Annotated in this window: 18 protein-coding genes; 10 read left to right on the top strand and 8 right to left on the bottom strand. The window is 70.3% G+C overall.

The genetic code is table 11. The features are described from left to right. Position 1: 1 nt before the first annotated feature. Positions 2-1186 (top strand): mandelate racemase/muconate lactonizing enzyme family protein, encoded by a 1185-nt coding sequence (locus GH740_RS00290; RefSeq protein ID WP_153744147.1) that lies wholly within the window; start codon positions 2-4, stop codon positions 1184-1186. A gap of 10 nt (positions 1187-1196) precedes the next feature. Further along, the gene (locus GH740_RS00285; RefSeq protein WP_153744146.1) at positions 1197-2348 is read left to right on the top strand and encodes a mandelate racemase/muconate lactonizing enzyme family protein; all 1152 of its coding nucleotides are present in this window, start codon (positions 1197-1199) and stop codon (positions 2346-2348) included. 130 nt (positions 2349-2478) lie between these two features. Here the strand turns inward: GH740_RS00285 and GH740_RS00280 are convergent, their stop codons facing one another. Together GH740_RS00280 and GH740_RS00275 are read right to left on the bottom strand one after the other, a co-directional pair. Further along, positions 2479-3651: an enolase C-terminal domain-like protein gene (locus GH740_RS00280; protein ID WP_153744145.1), complete on the bottom strand. Its 1173-nt coding sequence runs from the start codon at positions 3649-3651 to the stop codon at positions 2479-2481. 78 nt (positions 3652-3729) lie between these two features. Further along, on the bottom strand, positions 3730-4500 hold the full coding sequence (locus GH740_RS00275) for an IclR family transcriptional regulator (RefSeq protein WP_172978223.1): 771 nt from the start codon (positions 4498-4500) through the stop codon (positions 3730-3732). A 179-nt stretch (positions 4501-4679) separates the two neighbouring features. Here GH740_RS00275 and GH740_RS00270 point away from each other — a divergent pair, with 179 nt between their 5' ends. The 3 genes from GH740_RS00270 to GH740_RS00260 are packed head-to-tail and all read left to right on the top strand — an operon-like array spanning position 4680 to position 8436. After that, positions 4680-5741 (top strand): Ldh family oxidoreductase, encoded by a 1062-nt coding sequence (locus GH740_RS00270; protein ID WP_172978222.1) that lies wholly within the window; start codon positions 4680-4682, stop codon positions 5739-5741. After that, positions 5738-6997: an iron-containing alcohol dehydrogenase gene (locus tag GH740_RS00265; protein ID WP_153744142.1), complete on the top strand. Its 1260-nt coding sequence runs from the start codon at positions 5738-5740 to the stop codon at positions 6995-6997. The genes GH740_RS00270 and GH740_RS00265 overlap by 4 nt, the downstream gene beginning before the upstream one ends. Further along, positions 6994-8436, top strand: coding sequence for an NAD-dependent succinate-semialdehyde dehydrogenase (locus GH740_RS00260; protein ID WP_153744141.1), 1443 nt, complete (start codon positions 6994-6996; stop codon positions 8434-8436). The genes GH740_RS00265 and GH740_RS00260 overlap by 4 nt, the downstream gene beginning before the upstream one ends. A 21-nt stretch (positions 8437-8457) precedes the next feature. Here the strand turns inward: GH740_RS00260 and GH740_RS00255 are convergent, their stop codons facing one another. Beyond that, positions 8458-8733 (bottom strand): acylphosphatase, encoded by a 276-nt coding sequence (locus GH740_RS00255; protein WP_153744140.1) that lies wholly within the window; start codon positions 8731-8733, stop codon positions 8458-8460. A gap of 40 nt (positions 8734-8773) precedes the next feature. Then, positions 8774-9421, bottom strand: coding sequence for a LysE/ArgO family amino acid transporter (locus tag GH740_RS00250; protein WP_367640087.1), 648 nt, complete (start codon positions 9419-9421; stop codon positions 8774-8776). Positions 9422-9493: 72 nt separating this feature from the next. On the opposite strand from GH740_RS00250, the gene GH740_RS00245 reads away from it, so the two are divergent. Continuing rightward, on the top strand, positions 9494-10396 hold the full coding sequence (locus tag GH740_RS00245) for a LysR family transcriptional regulator ArgP (protein WP_153744139.1): 903 nt from the start codon (positions 9494-9496) through the stop codon (positions 10394-10396). Here the strand turns inward: GH740_RS00245 and GH740_RS00240 are convergent. The 4 genes from GH740_RS00240 to GH740_RS00225 form a co-directional block, all read right to left on the bottom strand. Continuing rightward, positions 10375-11802 (bottom strand): MFS transporter, encoded by a 1428-nt coding sequence (locus tag GH740_RS00240; protein WP_367640085.1) that lies wholly within the window; start codon positions 11800-11802, stop codon positions 10375-10377. The genes GH740_RS00245 and GH740_RS00240 overlap by 22 nt on opposite strands. 78 nt (positions 11803-11880) lie before the next feature. Then, positions 11881-12375 carry a MarR family winged helix-turn-helix transcriptional regulator gene (locus GH740_RS00235; protein ID WP_153744138.1) on the bottom strand — a complete coding sequence of 165 codons (495 nt, stop codon included), beginning with the start codon at positions 12373-12375 and terminating at the stop codon, positions 11881-11883. Beyond that, a complete protein-coding gene (locus GH740_RS00230) occupies positions 12372-14042 on the bottom strand; it encodes an MDR family MFS transporter (RefSeq protein ID WP_253941144.1) in 1671 nt (556 codons plus the stop codon). The genes GH740_RS00235 and GH740_RS00230 overlap by 4 nt, the downstream gene beginning before the upstream one ends. Before the next feature lie 115 nt (positions 14043-14157). Then, positions 14158-14784, bottom strand: a complete 627-nt coding sequence (locus tag GH740_RS00225; RefSeq protein WP_367640082.1) for a YqaJ viral recombinase family protein — start codon at positions 14782-14784, stop codon at positions 14158-14160. Between the two features lie 83 nt (positions 14785-14867). On the opposite strand from GH740_RS00225, the gene GH740_RS00220 reads away from it, so the two are divergent. The 4 genes from GH740_RS00220 to GH740_RS00205 all read left to right on the top strand — a co-directional run bounded on the left by GH740_RS00220 (position 14868) and on the right by GH740_RS00205 (position 18083). Then, positions 14868-15179, top strand: coding sequence for a 4a-hydroxytetrahydrobiopterin dehydratase (locus GH740_RS00220; RefSeq protein ID WP_253941143.1), 312 nt, complete (start codon positions 14868-14870; stop codon positions 15177-15179). 372 nt (positions 15180-15551) lie between these two features. After that, the gene (gene rplJ, locus GH740_RS00215; protein ID WP_153744136.1) at positions 15552-16067 is read left to right on the top strand and encodes a 50S ribosomal protein L10; all 516 of its coding nucleotides are present in this window, start codon (positions 15552-15554) and stop codon (positions 16065-16067) included. A 44-nt stretch (positions 16068-16111) separates the two neighbouring features. After that, positions 16112-16501 (top strand): 50S ribosomal protein L7/L12, encoded by a 390-nt coding sequence (gene rplL, locus GH740_RS00210; protein WP_153744135.1) that lies wholly within the window; start codon positions 16112-16114, stop codon positions 16499-16501. A gap of 352 nt (positions 16502-16853) precedes the next feature. Next, entirely contained in the window at positions 16854-18083 is a 1230-nt protein-coding gene (locus GH740_RS00205) for a multidrug effflux MFS transporter (protein WP_153744854.1), read from the top strand. The last annotated feature ends 149 nt before the right edge of the window (positions 18084-18232 follow it).

Below are 18232 nucleotides of genomic sequence, written 5' to 3'. Positions count from 1 at the left end.
CGTGCCGGTGCGCATCACCGGCGCCGACGTGCTCCATGCGGCAGCGGGAACACGGGTCTGGGCGTACCTGAAGCTCACCACCGACGAGGGCATCGTGGGCTGGGCCGAGTTCACGGACGGCGCCTACTCGTCCCGCGGCAGCGCCGAGGTCATCGCCCGCTACGCGAAGCTCGTCGTGGGCCTGGACGCCCTGAACACGAACCGCCTCGAGGCCGTCCTTTTCTCGGCGACCCACGAGGCGGCGGAGGGACTGAACCGCCGTGCCGTCGGCGCCATCCTGAACGCGAGCCTCGACATCCGCGCGAAGGCAATGGGTGTGCCGGTGGCCGCACTCCTGGGCGGCGTGCTGCGCGATCGCCTGCCCGTCTACTGGTCGCACTGCGGCCTCGGACGGATCCGGATGGCGCAGGCCGGCGTGCGTGCGCCGATCGCGTCGCTGGAGGAGATCAGCGATCTGGGCGCCGAGGTGCGCGAGCGAGGATTCCGTGCGCTGAAGACGAACGTCATCCTGTTCGAGGATGGCGCGGCCCGGCTGTACCTGCCGCTGTGGAGCGGGCTGGGGGAGACGTCGCTCGAGTTGGAGGACAGCACGATCGAGGGCGTCGTCGACCTCATCGACGCCTTCCATGCCGGCGCCGGAGACGGCGTGCAGATCCTCCTGGACACCGTCTGGTGCGTGAAGGGCGAGGCCATCGGGCGGCTTGCCCGACGCCTTGCGCAGACCCCGCTCACGTGGCTCGAGGCCGACACGCATGACCCCGAGCAGCTGCTGGCCGCACGCGGCAACGGGCGACTTAAGATCGTCTCGGGCGAGGCGCTGTCCGGCGTCCGCGAGTACCGCCGCTTCTTCGACCGGCGCGCAATGGACATCGTCATGGTGGATGTCGCCTGGAACGGGATGCCGGAGTCGAAGCGGATCGCCGACCTGGCCGCGGGATACGACCTCAATGTGTCGCCGCACAACCCGATGAGCCATCTCATGACGCACATGAGCGCGCAGTTCGGGGCAGCGCTGTCCAACTTCTCGATCCTCGAGGTGGATGTGGACGGCGTGCCATGGCGCGACGAGCTCGTCACGCCTCCGGTGATCGAGAACGGGGAGCTGGTGCTGTCGACGGCCCCGGGGTGGGGCTGCGAGGTGAACGAGGACGCGATCCGTGCGCACCCGCCGGCAGTCCCGGTGTGAGAGGACGACCATGACATCCGAGATCGTCGCGCTGACCGCACACGTACACACCTGGCGCTTCGGTGACCGCCCGCGGGAGATAGGCACCGGCAGCATCCTGCGGCGCGACTTCGTGCTCGTGCGCGTCGAGCTTGCCGACGGCACCGTCGGCTACGGTGAGGCGTTCCACGGGCATGCGGGGTCGGCGGTCGCGGAGATCGTGAACACCACGATGCAGGACGTCGTCCTGGGGCGTGCCGCGCACGACGTGCTGGGCGTGCGCGAGGAGACGCGGGAGCGCTTCCTGCTCGGCAGCGGAATGGGCGGCTTCGTCTTCGCCCTCAGCGGCATCGACATCGCGATGTGGGATGCGTACGGCAAGTCCTCGGGTGTCCCGTCGTGGCGGCTGCTGGGCGGGACGCGGCCCGATGCGCCCGCCTACGCGGGCGGCTTCACGCTCGGGTACTCCACGCCGCAGCTGCTCGTGGACGACTTGAGCGCGCTCGCGGCACGCGGATACGCGGCCGCGAAGGTGCGGGTGGGCGACGGCTTCGCCGCCGACGCGTCACGACTGGTCGCCGCGCGCGACGCCCTCGGCGACGACTTCCAGCTGATGACGGATGCGAACCTGGGGCTCAACTACGACATCACGCGGCTGGCGGGGGTCCTCGCCGACACGGGTGCACAGTGGCTCGAAGAGCCGTATCCCCCCGGCCGTCCCGCACAGTACCGTGCACTGGCCGCGCTGCGGCGCGTCCCGCTGGCCGCGGGGGAGAACATCTTCGGCGCGGATGCGTTCGCCGACTGGATCTCCTCCGGCGCGATCCAGGTGGCGCAGCCCGACGTCAGCCGCGTCGGCGGGATCACCGAGGCGGTCCGGGTCGCGCACATAGCGCAGGCGCACGGCATCCGCTTCGTGCCGCACATCTCGCACACCGCCCTCAACCACGCGGCGACGCTGACCGCGATGTCCGCCGTCGGGTCACAGGACTTCTTCGAAGCGGACCCGACGCCGGTCAACCCGTTCCGCACGGACGTGATATCCGGAGGAGTGACCGTGGCCGACGGCCGCGCGCGACTCGGCGACGATCCGGGCCTCGGGGTGAGCGTGGACGAGGGGCGCCTGGCCGCGCAGTTCCCGGGCGAGACCGGATCGCCCTGGCCCCGCGTGCGTCGCGCGTAGCATTCCGGTCGTGACGCGGCAGGAATTCGCTGACGCGGCAGGTTTTCGCTGACGCGCCAGGAAATCCCTGCAGCGTCAGCGAAAACCTGCCGCTCGAGCGGACCGCGCGGCTCTCAGTCCGCGACGAATCTCAGTCCGCGACGAACACGTCGACTTCGTGCGCGGCGATCCACTCCTGGTCCAGGGGCGTGCCCAGGCCGGGTCCGTCCGGCACGCCGACGGTGCCGTCCGCGTCGATCTCGTCGAGCCTGTCCGCGTACTCGGCGAAGAACGGGGGCGTTATAGCGTCGAGGCTCGGCGCCACCAGACCCATCTCGTAGAGATTGGAGTTGCGCAGTGACGACATCAGATGGCGGTGGACCGGGCTCGTCGCATGCAGTTCAACGTCGATGCCGAGGGATTCCGCGGCGTGGGCGATCTTCAGCACCCCGGTGACCCCGCCGTCCAGGCCCGCGTCCGCGCGCATGAAGTCGGTGCCGCCGTCCAGGACGTTGTCCATGTGCGCCTGCAGCCCGCGGATGTGCTCACCCTGCAGGAACGGAGTCGCCAGCATCTCACGCAGCTTGCGGTACGCGAACGCCGACGTGCCGCCTTCCATGCCCGGGTCCTCGTACCAGTAGAAGTGCGCCTCGTCGAGCGCCCGGCCCACACTGAGGATGTCCCCGAACGTCCGATAGGCGCCCGAGGGGTCCAGCATGAGCGCGACATCCGGCCCCACGGCCTCGCGCACCGCGAAGACGAGGTCGATCTCGCGGCGGATGTCGCCGTCGTTCCAGCCGTGGATCTTGATCGCTCGGTATCCGAGCGAGACGCAGTGCTTCGCGAACTCCGCATACTTCGCCGGCGTGCCGAGCGGTCCTATGCCAGCGTCGTCTCCGAAAAGGGTCGACGCATAGGCGGGAAGCCGCGTGCGATACCCGCCGAGCAGCTCCCACAGCGGAGCGCCGTACGTCTTGCCGGCAGCATCCCAGAGTGCACAGTCGAGCGGCCCGAGACCAAGCTGGTCGTACTTGCGCCAAACCCGGCGCAGCTCGTTCCAGATCCTCTCCCGCTCCAGCGCGTTCTGCCCGATCAGCCAGGGCGCCACCGACCGGATGTGATCGGCGGCATGCCCGTTGATCCCGGTGGTCCACGTGTACTCGCCGACGATGCCGGCGTCGGTGCGGATCTCCAGCACGAAGCCGGTCTGCGGCGTCACGCCGCCGTCATACGCCGTCGGGTAGAACCCCGCCTCCTGACGTCTGCCGCGTGCCTCCCACTGGAGCTTGCGGATCGTCACGGACTGGATGAGCTGTGTCGCCATCCTGCCATCGTCGCCGGATCGGGAGGCCCGAGCCAAGTCCATGTCCCGCTGTGCGGGATCGGTTCGCGCGCGGACGCGTCAGATGCGACCGGCACCGGGCGCGCCCAGTGCGTGGGAGAGCGCCTGCGCGGAGGCGAGGACGACCCCGGAGAAGCTGCGCGCCTGATCGCGTGAGGTCGCCCCGGTGACGGACAGGGCTCCCACGACCCGGCCGGTGCGCGCGAAGATCGGGGCAGCCACGCAGAACAGCCCTGGCTGCGACTCTTCGAAGTCGTAGGCGACGCGCGACTGACGCACACCCGCCAGTTCGCGGCGGAGGGCGTCGGGATCGGTGATCGTCTTGGATGTCAGGGCCGTGAGCGGACCCTCGAGCACCGTGTCCACGAAGGCGGCCCCGCTATAGGAGAGGATCGCCTTGCCGAGGGCGGTGCAGTGCATTGGCAGGCGGCCCCCGATCCGCGAGTGCGGCACGCGGAGGTCCCGGCTGTTGATCTTCTCGATGTAGATGATCTCGCTGCCCTCGCGCACGGCCAGGTTCGAGGTCAGGTTGGTGATGGCCCCGAGGGAGTGGGCAAACGGGATCGCGAGCTCGCGCAGCCGGCTGTGATCGGGGACGAGATGGCCCAGTTCGAACAGGCGGACCCCGAGCCGCACCCCCGCACGGCCCTTCTCCAGCGCGCCCCACCGCAAGAGGTCGCCGACCAGACGGTGCGTCGTCGACTTGGGCATGCCGCTGCGCCGGGCCATCTCGCTGATCGACAGCTCGATCTCGTCTGGCGAGAAGAGCTCGAGCAGGCTGAGGCCGCGTGCCAGCGAGGATTCGCCCTCGCGCTGTTCGGGATCGGACATCGCGCGTGATCCTTTCGGGTCGTCGATCATTATGGCCCACGCGGATGGGCGGACGCCGTACGCATGCGCGGCGCCGTCCTGCATGCCGGAACCCCCGCTTCGATCCGTCGCCGCCGTGTGGACAGAATGGCCGGGCCCCACCGCGGCGATCGCGGGTGCGGGGTGCGGAAGGGAGATCCATGGGCTCGGACACGCGCACACGACATGTGTACGCCGCGACCGCCGTCGAGACTGCGACGGCCGCACTGGTCGGCGCGGGGGCGGGCGCGTCGCCGGCCAGACTGCAGGCCGAGCACCTTGTGGAAGCGGAACTGCGCGGCCACCCCTCCCATGGTCTTCGTCGGATCCCGACGCTTGCCGGCAGAATGCGTGCCGGCCTGCTGCGGGCCGACGCCCGACCCGAGATCACGTGGAGAGCGGATGCCGCTCTCGTCGTCGACGGCAATCTCGGCTTCGGTCCGGTGGTGGCGTATTCCGCGATCGACGAGCTCCTGGAGCGCTCGATGCGCACCGGCGTCGCCGTCGCTGCGCTGCACCGCACGCATCATCTCGGGATGCTCGCGCCGTATGTCGAACGGATCGGCCGGGCCGGCTGCATCGGTCTCGTATTCTCGTCCACCGAGGGGCTTGTGCACCCGTGGGGCGGGGTGGGCCCGCTGGTGGGCACCAACCCGATCGGTGCGGTCGTCCCCTCTCCCGCGGGGGACCTCATCTTGGACATGTCCACCGGTGCGGTCTCGGCGGGCAAGATCCTCGACTTCGCAGAGCGCGGGATGCCGTTGCCGTCCGGATGGGCCGTCGACGCGCACGGGGCGTCGACGATCGATGCAGACGCCGCGACGCGGGGTGCCATCTCCCCGTTCGGGGGCCCGAAGGGATTCGCGCTGGGCCTCACACTGGGCGCGATAGTGGGCGCGTTGACCGGGACCGCGTACGGCCCGGAGGTGCGCGGCACGCTCGACGACACACACGAGGTGTCCAAGGGCGACGTCATCGCCGCGATCCGGATCGAGGCGTTCGGGCAGCCGGCCGGCTCGCCCGAGCTGGCCGCGTATCTGGACCTCATCCGGGCCAGCGGCCGTGACGGCGGGCGCGTATTCGTGCCGGGCGACCGGTCGCGCGAAGCGCGAGCACGGACGGTGCAATCGGGTTTCGACGTCATCGACGACGTGTGGACGGCCGTGACGGAGCTGGCCGAGACGGCCGATTCCGCCCGAGCGGAAGCGGGGCACAGCGCATGAGCGGTTTCGGACTCCTCCGGCTTCCCGGAGAGATCCGCTTCGGCTGGGGCACGCGGCACGCGGTCCCAGCGCTGGCGGCGTGCTACGGAACGCGCGTGGCGTTCGTCGTGGATCCCTTCCTCGCGCAGACCGATGCTTTCGCGCAGATCCTCGCAACCACCGGCGAGCACGGCGCTCAGACGCTCGTGGTGACGGACGTCCCCCCGGAGCTGCCCGTGGATGCGGTCAGCGCCTGTGCCGAGCGCGTCCGGGCATTCGCACCGGATGTGATCGTCGGCGTGGGCGGCGGGAGTGCGCTGGATGCCGCCAAGCTGGTGGCCCTCCTGATCTCACACCCGGGACCCGCCTCGCGCTATTACGGGGAGAACCAGGTGCCCGGCCCCGTCGTTCCGCTGATCGCGGTGCCGACGACCGCGGGCACCGGAAGCGAGGTCACCCCCGTCGCCGTTGTCTCGGACGGCTCGCGCGAGGTCAAGGTCGGGATCTCCAGTCCCCGCCTCATTCCGGCGATCGCGGTCGTGGATCCCGAGCTGACGATCGGCGCCCCGCCGTCGGTGACCGCCCATGCCGGCATCGACGCGTTCGTGCACGCTGTGGAGTCCTTCACCGCGGCCCCGCTCGATGTCGGCGCCCAATCGGATCTGCCCGTGTTCGTCGGCCGCGACATCCTCACGGACACGCTGTCGCTGGAGGCGGCCGCCCTGATCTTCCGCGCACTGCCCCGGGCGCTGGAGGATCCCGCCGATCGGCAGGCGCGCGAGGACATGGCCCGTGCGAGCCTGCTGGCCGGCATGGCGTTCGGTTCGGCCGGCACGCACCTGAGTCATGCGATCCAGTACCCGGTGGGTGCCCTCACCCACACGCCGCACGGGCTCGGAACCGGAACGCTGCTGCCCTACGTCCTGCAGGCGTGCGTGCCCGCCATCCCCGACCGGCTGGCCCGTCTCGGTTCCGCATTGGGCGTCGCGTCCGACGGGGACGTGCAGAGCAGGGCCCAGGCGGCCGTGGATGCCATAGCCGACCTGTGCGCGCGGATCGGACTGCCGCGCTCGCTGGCCGAGCTCGGCGACATCGCGCCGGAACGCGACCGGATCATCCGGCTGTCGCTGCAGGCCCGGCGGCTCGTCGGCATCGCCCCGGTTCCCGCCGACGAGACCATCGTCGGGGCCATCGTGGACGCCGCGCTGGCCGGGGACCGCACCCTGTTGGCCGCGTCACCGCCGGCCTCATCCCCACGACCGGAAGACAACGCATGACATCGGCATCCTCTGCGCTCCAGGCGCGACTGTTCATCGACGGCCAATGGCGAGACGGTGGGGACGCCGGCGACTTCCCGGTGCTGGACCCCGCGACCGGTGAGACGATAGCGCGCTTTCCGGCGGCCACGGCGAGCGACTGCGAGGCGGCCGTGCGCGCCGCGGAGCGGGCGTTTCCCGCATGGTCGCAGACATCGCCGCGCGAGCGCTCGGAGCTGCTGTACCGGGCATTCCACACGCTGCGCGCGGAGCGTGAGACGCTCGCCGAGATCATCGTGCGCGAGAACGGGAAGGCGTGGGCCGACGCGCTCGCGGAGGCGGACTACGCCACCGAGTTCCTGCGGTGGTTCGCCGAGGAGGCCGTGCGGATCCCCGGGGACTTCCGCCTCTCGCCGGCCGGCGACAAACGCATCGTCGTCTCCCGGCACGCTATCGGCGTGGCCCTGCTGATCACTCCGTGGAACTTCCCCGCCGCCATGGCCACGCGCAAGCTCGGCCCGGCGCTGGCCGCCGGCTGCACCACCGTACTCAAGCCCGCGCGGGAGACACCGCTGACCGCCGCCTACATCGTCGGCGTCCTGGACCGCGTCGGCGCGCCGGCCGGAGTGGTGAACCTGGTCACCCCGGTTCCCACCGGCCCGCTCGTGGCCGGGATGATCGCCGACCCCGCCGTGCGGAAGCTGTCGTTCACGGGGTCCACCGAGGTGGGTCGGGAACTGCTGCACGCCTGCGCGGACTCGATTGTGGACACGTCGATGGAACTGGGCGGCAACGCCCCCGTGATAGTGCTGCCCGGTGCGGACCTCGACGACGCGGTGAGCGCCGCCCTCCAGGCGAAGATGCGCAATGGCGGCTCCGCCTGCACGGCCGCGAACCGCTTCTACGTCCATGCGAGCCTGCACGACGCGTTCGTGCGCCGCATGGCCGACGAACTGTCCGCCGTACGCACCGGGGCAGGACTGGAACGCGAGAATCAACTCGGTGCGCTGGTCTCCGAGGTCGAGCGCGACAAGGTCGCAGCCCTCGTGAGCACCGCGGTGGATGAGGGAGCGCGCGTGGTCGTCGGGGGTGCGGCTCTTCCTCCGGGTGCGTTCTACGCGCCGACACTGCTGGACGGCGTCACGCACGGCTCGACGATCACCCGCCGGGAGATCTTCGGCCCCGTGACCGCCGTCGTCGCGTACGACGATGTCGACGACGCGGTGCGGATGGCCAACGACACGGAGTTCGGCCTCGTCGCGTACGTGCTCGGCCCCGAGCACGACGCCCTGCGCGTCGCGTTGCGCCTGGACACGGGCATGGTGGCCGTCAACCGGGGGGTGCTCAGCGACCCCGCGGCCCCGTTCGGCGGTACCAAGGAGAGCGGCATCGGCCGCGAGGGCGGCTCGGAGGGGATCCTCGACTACCTCGAGGAGAAGTACATAGCAATGAACCCGTGAGGGACGGCCGCGGCATCCCGCTCACCCCGTCGGGCGCACCTCGAACCCGGTGGCCCCGGTGGGGTGCAGCTCCGTGACACGGGCGTCCGCGACGGACGCGCCCGGTGGACCCTGCGCCATCCACGCCAGCAGTGCGTCGACCTGCTCGGCGGTGCCCTCGATCTCGGCCTCCACGCTGCCGTCCCGGCGGTTGCGGACCCAGCCCGCGGCGCCGACGGCGCGCGCCTCGAGCCGCATCGTGTACCGGTAGCCGACGCCCTGCACGTCCCCGGTGACCACCACGTGCACGCGTCGCATGCCCTCCATCGTGGCGCGCGGGTCCGGCGCCCGCGACCCATCAGCCGGAGAACGCCAGGTGCGCGGCCAGGACCACCATGATCGTCCCGATCACGACGTCCAGGATGCGCCAGGCGCGCGCCGTCGACAGCCACCGCCCCAGCAGCCGCGCCCCGAATGCCAGTGCGAAGAACCACAGCGTGCTCGCGAGCGCCGCACCGAGCGCGAACCACCAGCGGTCGGCACCGTGCGTGCTGGCCACCGAGCCGAGCAGGAACACGGTATCGAGGTAGACATGCGGGTTCAGCCACGTCAGCGCGAGACACGCGAGCACGGTCGGCGCCGCCGCGGTCCGGACCGCGACCGCGGTGTCACCGGGTTCGCCGCCGGCGACCTCGCCCTCGGCGATCCGCATCGCTTCGCCCGTCGGCCGCAGCGCTCGCCGGAACGCGAGCACCCCGTACCCCAGCAGGAACGCCGCGCCCACCCAGCGCACCATCGTCACGAGCCACGGCAGCGCTTGCAGCGCCAGCCCCACCCCGGACACACCGAGCAGGATGAGCACGACATCCGACACGGTGCAGATCACCGCGACCACCAGCACGTGCTCGCGGCGCAGCCCCTGGCGCAGCACGAAGAGGTTCTGCGCCCCGATCGCGACGATCAGCGACAGGCCGAGGCCGAGCCCGGCGAGAGCGGAGGTGAGCACTCCTCGACGCTACGCCGGACTCGGATCGGAAGTCCAACTCATCATCCTGACCGAGAATTAGCATTGCTTACGATGCGCATCCCGTTCGAACTGGCCGAGACCCTCGCTGTCGTCGTCGACGAGGGGACGCTGGATGCTGCGGCCCGCCGGCTGCACGTGACGCCGTCCGCCGTCAGCCAGCGGATCAAGGCGCTGGAGGAGCGGCTCGGGCAGGTCGTCCTCGTGCGCGCGAAGCCTGCCCGTGCGACGGATGCCGGCGCCGCCGTCGTGCGCTACGCGCGGCAGCTCGCGCTGCTCGAGCAGGATGCGCTCGGCGAGATCGGCGCGCGCGGTGCGGTGCGGATGAGCGTCGCCCTCGCCGTGAACGCCGACTCGCTCGCCACCTGGTTCCTCGCGCCCCTCGCGCGGGTGAGCCGACATCATCCCCTCGTCTTCGACCTCCACCGCGACGACCAGGACTTCACCGCGGGCCTGCTCGAATCCGGCACGGTGCTCGGCGCTGTCACGTCGCGGGCGCAGCCGGTCGCCGGCTGCCGCGTGGTGCCGCTGGGGACCATGCGCTACGAGGCCGTCGCCACCCCGGAGTACGTTGCGACGTGGCTGTCGGAAGGCCCCACCGCCGCCGCGCTGGCGGCCGCGCCGCTCGTGGACTTCGACCGCCGCGACGACCTGCAGTCGGTATGGCTGCACCGGCAGGGAGTGGATGCCGCGCCGCCGCGTCACTACGTGCCGGCGTCGAGCGATTTCGCCCGCGCCGTCCAGCTAGGGATGGGATGGGGCCTGCTGCCGCGGTTCCAGTCGGCGGCGGGCCTGCACGGCGGCACGCTCGTGCCGCTTGGTGGGGGCCCGGTCGACGTGCCGCTGTACTGGCAGCAGTGGAACCTGCGCTCGCCGCTGCTGGAGCTGATCGCCGACGAGATCGTGGGCGAGGCCCGTCGCGTGCTCGAGCCGTGTCAGGCCGCGGCATCCTCCTGATCCACGTCCTTGCCGGTGGGATCCCATTTCACGAGCGCTATCGCTATCGCGCCGATCAGGGGCGCGAGCGCGAGGATCCAGAACACGTTCGTCGACACCGCCGCCGCGAGCACCGGGAACAGCAGCAGCGACAGGATCGAGAAGCTGCGCTGCACGGCCTGGTTGAACCCGACGCCGACCCCGCGCAGCCGGGTCGGGTACGACAGCGTGGCGTAGCTCATGAGGTTGGCGCCCGGCCCGAACGCCTGCGCGAAGACGAACGCGGCGAGCATCGCCAGGGCGACGATCACGAGCGCCCCGCTCGGCACGCCCACGGCGGCCAGGACGAACAGGGATGCCGCCTGCACGGCGAAGCCGATCAGGGTGAGCCGGCGTGCACCGGCGCGGTTGACGCTGGTGACGCTGACGATGCCGCCCACCGCGCCGAACACGAGGTTTATCACGAGCGCCGACACAATCGTCACCATCTCGCTCTGCAGGAACAGCAGCGAGATGATCAGCGGCGTCCCGTACGCGACGGCGTTGTAGCCGATCGTCGAGAACACCGAGACGCTGAGCGCGGCGAGGGTGCGCAGGCGGTAGCGGCGCGAGAACAGCTCGCCGATGTTGCGCCAGTGCCCGGTGCGGGCGGCGCGGGAGGGGGCCTGCGCGCCGGGGGCGAGCTGCACGTCGAGCCCGTAGTGGCTGCGCATCACGTCGACCGCGCCGCGCAGATCGCCCTGCTCGGCGAGCCAGTGCGGCGACTCGGCCAGGTAGCGGCGGCGCACGATGAGCACAATCAGGGCGGGCACGGCGCCGAACCCCACGACGACGCGCCAGAGGATGGCGTGCTGCTCGTACGGCAGCAGCAGGAACACGACCAGGACGACCAGGTATCCGAACCCGGTGGCGATGTACCATGCCGGCGACCACGCGTTCACCCGCTGCGCGCGGCTGCCGGAGCCGGTCAGCTTCGAGAACTCCGCGAGGAACGCCATTGCGACCGGCAGGTCGAGTCCGACGCCGATCCCCATCACGAAGCGGAACGCTACGAGCACCCACTCGTTCGGCGCGAACGCGCAGCCGAGCGCGGCGACCACGAAGAACACCATGTCGGCCATGAACAGCTTGTAGCGGCCGAACCGGTCGACCAGCACGCCGCCCACAAGTGCCCCGACGACCGCGCCGACCATGATCGCCGCGTTCACGAAGCCGGTCGTGAAAGCGTCGAGGCCGAACTGCTGCTTGATCGCGGTGATCCCGAACGCTATCGAGGAGAAGTCGTACGCGTCCATGAAGATGCCGCCAAGTGCCAGCAGGATGATCGCTCGCGTGCGGGTGCCCTGCCCGCCGCGCTCGGCCAGCAGCGCGCGCACGTCCTGCGCGGTGCGGACCAGCAGCGGGGTCTTCGTGTCGATGTCTGTCACGGTTTTCGACACTATTCCGGTGCCGGAACCCGAATCCGGCGGCCGGTCACACGACGTCACACGACGACGCGGGCCGACTCACTCGGCAGGCGTGACCCCGGATGCCAGCGCCTCGAGGAGGCCGGTGAGGCGTTCGATCGAGGCGAGCGGCCATTCGTCCATCGCGCTCTCGAGCCGGTCGACGAAGGGAAAGCGCACGGCGTCGTACCGCTCGTGCCCGAACGGCGACAGCGTGATGAGGCGGATCCGGCCGTCGGCGGGGTCCGGCGTGCGCTCGATGAGCCCGAGACCCTCGAGCTCGGTGACGGCGCGGCTGATCAGCCCCTTGTCCTGCTCCATCCGCTCGGCCAGCGTCGACGCGCTGACCGGGCCGATGTGGTCGATCACGGTGAGCACCTTGAACGTTCCCGGCAGCATCCCCGGGCTCACCGCCTGTGCCGCCTGCGCGTACGCGCGGCGCAGTTGGGTGAACAGCAGCGAGAAAGCGCTCTCCAGCTGCCGCACCGCTTCGCGGCGCCCGTCCGCCGGCGCCGCGGCATCCGGCCCCGGGATCGGGGCGACGCGGGCGTTCATCGATCGTCCCGTCCCGCATCGCCGGGAACGGGGATGCTGCCGGTGGCCGCGAGCACGTCCATGCCCTCCGGCACAGACACCGTCGCCAGGTCCGCTTCGCTCGCCCGTGCCCGCTCCGAGTTCGTCATCCGGGTCAGCGGCGTGTTCGGGATGAACAGGATCGCGGCCAGGCTCACGACCGCGAACGGGACGGCGATCAGGAACGAGTGCGAGATGGCCTGGGCGTAGATGTCCTCCACGATGACGCGCAGTGCGTGCGGCATTGTGGAGACCTCGGGCATCGTGCCGCTGGCCAGCTGCTGGCCCCAGAACTGCGCCTTGTCGCCGAGACCCGCGATGGCCTTCGCGACATCCGCCTGCCGGTCGACGAACAGCGCGACGAGCTTCGAGGCGAGCGCGGCGCCCATCACCGAGACGCCGATCGTGCCGCCCAGGCTCCGGAAGAACGTGACGCCCGAGCTGGCGACGCCCAGCTCGTGGGGCTTGCACGTGTTCTGCACGATCAGGACGAGGTTCTGCATCGTCATCCCGACGCCCGCGCCGAGCAGGAACATGTACAGCGAGACGACGGCGAAGTTGGTGTCGTAGTGGATCGTCGACAGCGTGTAGGAGCCGGCGACCAGGAGCACCCCGCCCAGCACGAGGTAGGGCTTCCAGTGGCCGTACCGCGAGATCAGCATGCCGATGACGACGGATGCCACGAGGAGGCCGGCGATCATCGGGATCGTCATGAGTCCGGCCTGCGTGGGTGTCGCGCCGCGCGCAAGCTGCATGTACTGGCTGAGGAACACGGAGGCACCGAACATCGCGAGCCCGGTCGCTATCGATGCCACGACGGACAGTGTGAACGTCCGGTTGCGGAACAGCGACAGCGGGACCAGCGGCTCCGCGGAGCGCAGCTCGACGACGATGAAAAGGACCGTGGCCAGGATCGCGCCGCCGACCATGAGGTAGGTCTGCCAGCTGTTCCACGGGAACCCGGAGGCGGTGCCGGCGATCGAGACCCAGATCAGCAGCAGCGAGGATGCCGCCGCCAGCAGCACTATTCCTATGTAGTCGATGCTGACCTTGCGGCGCACGGCGGGGGACAGGTGCAGCGTCTTCTGCACGATGATCAGCGCGAGGATCGCGACCGGGAGCGCGACGTAGAAGTTCCAGCGCCAGCCCCAGGCGTCCGTGATGACCCCGCCGAGCAGCGGGCCGCCGACCGTGGACACCGCCATCACGGCGCCGAACAGCCCCATGTACTTGCCGCGCTCGCGTGGGCTGAGGATGTCGGCCATGATGACCTGGCTGAGGGCGGCGAGGCCGCCCGCGCCGAGGCCCTGGACCGCGCGGAACGATATGAGCATCCCGGGGTTCTGCGAGAAGCCCGCGGCGGCGGTCGCCAGCACGAACAGGACGATCGCGAGCTGGAACAGCAGCTTGCGGTCGACGAGGTCGGCCAGCTTGCCCCAGATCGGCGTGGAGATGGCCGTGGTCAGCAGCGTGGCGGTGACCACCCACGTGAACGCGGTCTGGTCGCCGTTCAGGTCGTGCACGATCACGGGGAGCGAACTGGAGACGACGGTCGAGGCGAGCATCGACACGAACATGCCCAGGATCAGGCCGGACAGGGCTTCCAGCACCTGTCGGTGGGTCATGGCCGGGGAGGGGGTGATCGACATGCGGCTCTTTCAGAGGGAATGGGGCACTCGCGACGCGCGCGATCGGTTGAGCTGAGTCAACCGTTGAGAAGTGTCAACGATATAGCGAACGGTTGATCAGTGTCAACTGTTCCGCTCAGTCGGCGAGTGCCAGCGCCCGGTATGCCTCGCGAGCCGGCGCCGGATGCGTCCGTCGGTGCAGCTCGTCGATCAGCGTGGTGGCGAGTCGGACGAGCCGTGCTATCTCGGCCTCGTCGCGGTCGACCCACGCGCAGCGCGGCTCGTCGCCGACGGGCACGAATCCGTCGTGCTGCTCCCATGCGACGAGGGTCCGCTCGGCGCCGATGACGTGCTGCTGCCACCACACCTGCCGCAGGTATGAGCGCGGGATCGATCGCCAGGACTTGTTCGTGGTCTTGATCTCCGCGAGCGTGATGCGGCCGGCGGCATCCTGCATCAGTCCATCGGGCGTCGCAAGGTGCCGCGGCTCGACGACCGCGCGGAACAGCGCGCTGGAGGGCTGGATGCCATGGGTCGCGGCGATCCAGGCGGCGATCGCGGGCTCGCGGCGGCGGCCATGGTCGGTATATGCGTTGCCGGTGAACCCGCTGCCGCGCAGCTTGGTCAGCGCCGCGCGCGAGATGGCGCGTTCGCTGGTGAGGGCGGCGACATCCGTCGCGGTGATCCCGCGCGATCGCGCACGCAGCCAGGCGACCCGGTCGCGGGAGTCCGCGACGATGCGCTCGGCCAGATCGGGGGTCACCCCTCGAGGGTAGCCCCGGCGAGGGGCGCCGCCCACCTGCCACGCGGTCGCGGGGAGGGGTTGCGCGCGGGCCGGATCGTGGCATGGTCGAGCACATGGACACCATCAGCTTCGATCAGTTCCGCGCGTCGGGTGATGTGGCGGATTGGCAGCCCGACGGCGACGGCGCCGCGGTGCAGTTCCGCACCGGCGACTTCGCGACCGGCGCGCGGCTTTTCGCGTCGATCGCGGCGCTCGCGGAGGGGATGAACCACCACCCCGACGTGGAGGTCACGTACCCGCGCGTGCGCGTGCACCTCGTCTCGCACGACGCCGGTGGGCTCACTCGGAAGGATGCCGACCTCGCCGCGGAGATCTCCCGCGCCGCGCGCGAGCTCGGCATCGAGGCCGGCTGACGCTCGCTACGACGCCGCGGCCTCTTCTGGATGTGCCGAGCGTCGGAGATCGTGCCCGCCGCGCCGGCAGCCTGGCACGGGTCTCGGCGTGTCAACAGCGATCTACTGCGGCGGGCACGCCGCACGGCGGCGGACTCCGCGATTTTGCCGGGCCCGCGGCATCCCGTAGACTCATGGATGCCGAAGACCGCCGGTCATCCGCACGCGCAAGCGCACGGATCGAAGCACTGCACAGCAGGGGCCCGCGCAGGTGACACCGAACGATTCTCTCGCTCCGTGCGCTTGCGCCGGAGCGTTTTTGTTTGCGTGCGGCCGGGGATCCGACGCCACGACCCGCCATCGCGGGACGTGGAACACAGACAAGGAGTGGCCATGGCGCAGAAGGACCAGGCGGTCGCCGAGCTCACGAAGAACTTCGCTGACTCGACTGCCGTTCTGCTCACTGAGTACCGCGGTCTGACGGTTGCCGAGCTCAAGGAGCTCCGCAACAGCATCCGTCAGGACGCGGAGTACGCCGTGGTGAAGAACACGCTGACCAAGATCGCCGCCAACAAGGCGGGGATCTCGGCGCTGGATGACGAGCTCAAGGGCCCGTCGGCCATCGCCTTCGTGCACGGTGACCCGGTCACCGTCGCGAAGGGTCTGCGCGCCTTCGCCAAGGCACACCCTCTTCTGGTGATCAAGGGCGGCTACTTCGACGGTGCCCCCTTGTCGCCCGACGAGGTGAACAAGCTCGCCGATCTCGAGAGCCGTGAAGTCCTGCTGGCGAAGCTCGCCGGTGCGATGAAGGCCACGATGACCAAGGCGGCGTTCGTCTTCACTGCGCTTCCGTCGAAGGCCGTTCGCACGGTCGACGCGCTGCGCGAGAAGCAGGAGTCCGCGGCCTGAGATCGGGCCCCGGCGTAGCACAACCCCAATCAAGGAGAATCATCATGGCAAAGCTCAGCACTGAGGAGCTGCTCGACGCCTTCAAGGAGCTCACGCTCATCGAGCTCAGCGAGTTCGTCAAGGCGTTCGAGGAGACGTTCGACGTCACCGCCGCCGCTCCGGTCGCGGTCGCCGCTGCCGGCGCCCCCGCCGGTGGCGCCCCCGCCGAAGAGGCCGAGGAGAAGGACTCGTTCGACGTCATCCTCGAGTCGGTCGGCGACAAGAAGATCCAGGTCATCAAGGTCGTCCGCGAGCTCACCTCGCTCGGCCTCGGCGACGCGAAGGCCGTCGTCGACGGTGCCCCCAAGGCCGTCCTGGAGGGCGCCAACAAGGACGCCGCCGACAAGGCGAAGGCCGCTCTCGAAGAGGCCGGCGCGACCGTCACCCTGAAGTAAGCACAGCTTCTTCCGCGAAGGCCCCGGGCACTGCGCCCGGGGCCTTCGCGCATCCCGCCGCGCAGGCGGTGTCACGACACGGTCGGGACCCTCGCGCCGAGTAGGATAGACCCCTCGAATCGATTCGAGGCAGCCCTCGACCGGAAGTCACGTGACCACCGACACCGCGCCCCACCCCACCGTCCCCGCCGACGACACCCCGCCAGACGCACGCTCGGACGAGACCGCGCTCGGTCCCGGCGAGTCGCGCACCGCGACCGGATCTATCCGCACCGCGACCGGCTCGATCCGGCTGCCCTCCGCCACCGCAGCGATCCGCACGATCGGCACGGACCCGGCCACAGCGCCGGTCATGCTGCACCCCGGCGATGCCATCTCCACCGCGCGCCGCGTCGTCTACATCGTGCTGCTGGGCGCTCTCACCGCCCTCGGCCCGTTCACCGTGGACCTGTACCTGCCCGCCTTCCCGGTCCTCGAGCAGAACTTCCAGACCACTGCCGCCGCCGTCCAGCTCACTCTCACCGGCACGATGATCGGGTTCGGCCTGGGCCAGCTGATCGTCGGCCCGCTCAGCGACAAGTTCGGCCGCCGCATCCCGCTGCTGATCGTCACGTGCCTGCACGTGCTCGCGAGCGTGGCCGCCGCCATCGCGCCCACGCTCGAGCTGCTCGGGGCGGCGCGGGTCGTCCAGGGCATCGGCGCCGCCGCGGGCGGCGTGGTGGCCATGGCGATGGTCCGCGATCTGTTCGGCGGGCGCCGGCTCGTCGTGATGCTCAGCCGGCTCGCGCTGGTGACCGGAGCCGCCCCGGTGATTGCGCCGCTGATCGGCTCCGCACTGCTGTCGGTCATCGACTGGCGCGGCATTTTCGCGGTCCTCGCCGGGTACGGCGTCGTGATGCTCGTCTGCGCCGTGTTCGTGCTGCCCGAGACCCTGCCCAGAGCCCGGCGCCGGGACCGCGGGTCCACCACCGTCCTGCAGCGCTACGCCGGCGTCCTCCGCGACCGCATCTTCATCGGCGTGCTCCTGATCGGCGCCATGACCTTCAGCGGACTGTTCTCCTACCTGTCGAGCTCGTCCTTCCTGTTCCAGGAGTCGTACGGCTTCAACGCGCAGGAGTACGGGCTCCTGTTCGCCGCCAACTCGGTCGGCCTGGTGATCGGCGTGCAGATCGCCGCGCGGCTGGCCGCCCGATTCGGCCCGCAGTGGGTGCTCGCGTTCTCGACCGCCGTCCTCGTGCTCGCCAGCGCCGCGATCGCCGTGTGCGACCAGCTCGGCGCGGGGCTGTGGGGAACCGTCATCCCGCTGTTCGTGTTCATGACGGCGTGCGGGTTCACGTTCCCGTGCGTGCAGGTTCTGTCGCTGGATCGCCACGGCAAGGCCGCCGGCACCGCGGCATCCCTGATCGGGTTCTCCAACAACGCCGTGGCCGGTCTGATTTCGCCGATCGTCGGCCTTATCGCCCATGAGGCGGGCATCACCGCCACGACGATGGCGGTCGTGATGATCGGATGCTCGATCCTGGGACTGGTCGCGCTGTGGCTGGTCGTCCGTCCCCGCACGGTGCCCCAGCTGACCCCCTGACCGCGCGTCGGGTGCCGTCGCACGACTGCCGGAAAAACGCGTCGTGGCACCCGGTCGTGGGAACGCTCCCACCAGTTATCAACCCGTTACGCCGACCTGTTGATATGCGTCTGAGCCGACTGTACGTTTCACTGTAAGCGCTTGCGCCG

It is taken from the genome of Microbacterium sp. SYP-A9085, assembly GCF_009649635.1.
GTDB lineage: Bacteria > Actinomycetota > Actinomycetes > Actinomycetales > Microbacteriaceae > Microbacterium.
This window is presented reverse-complemented; position numbering and strand designations above follow the sequence as displayed.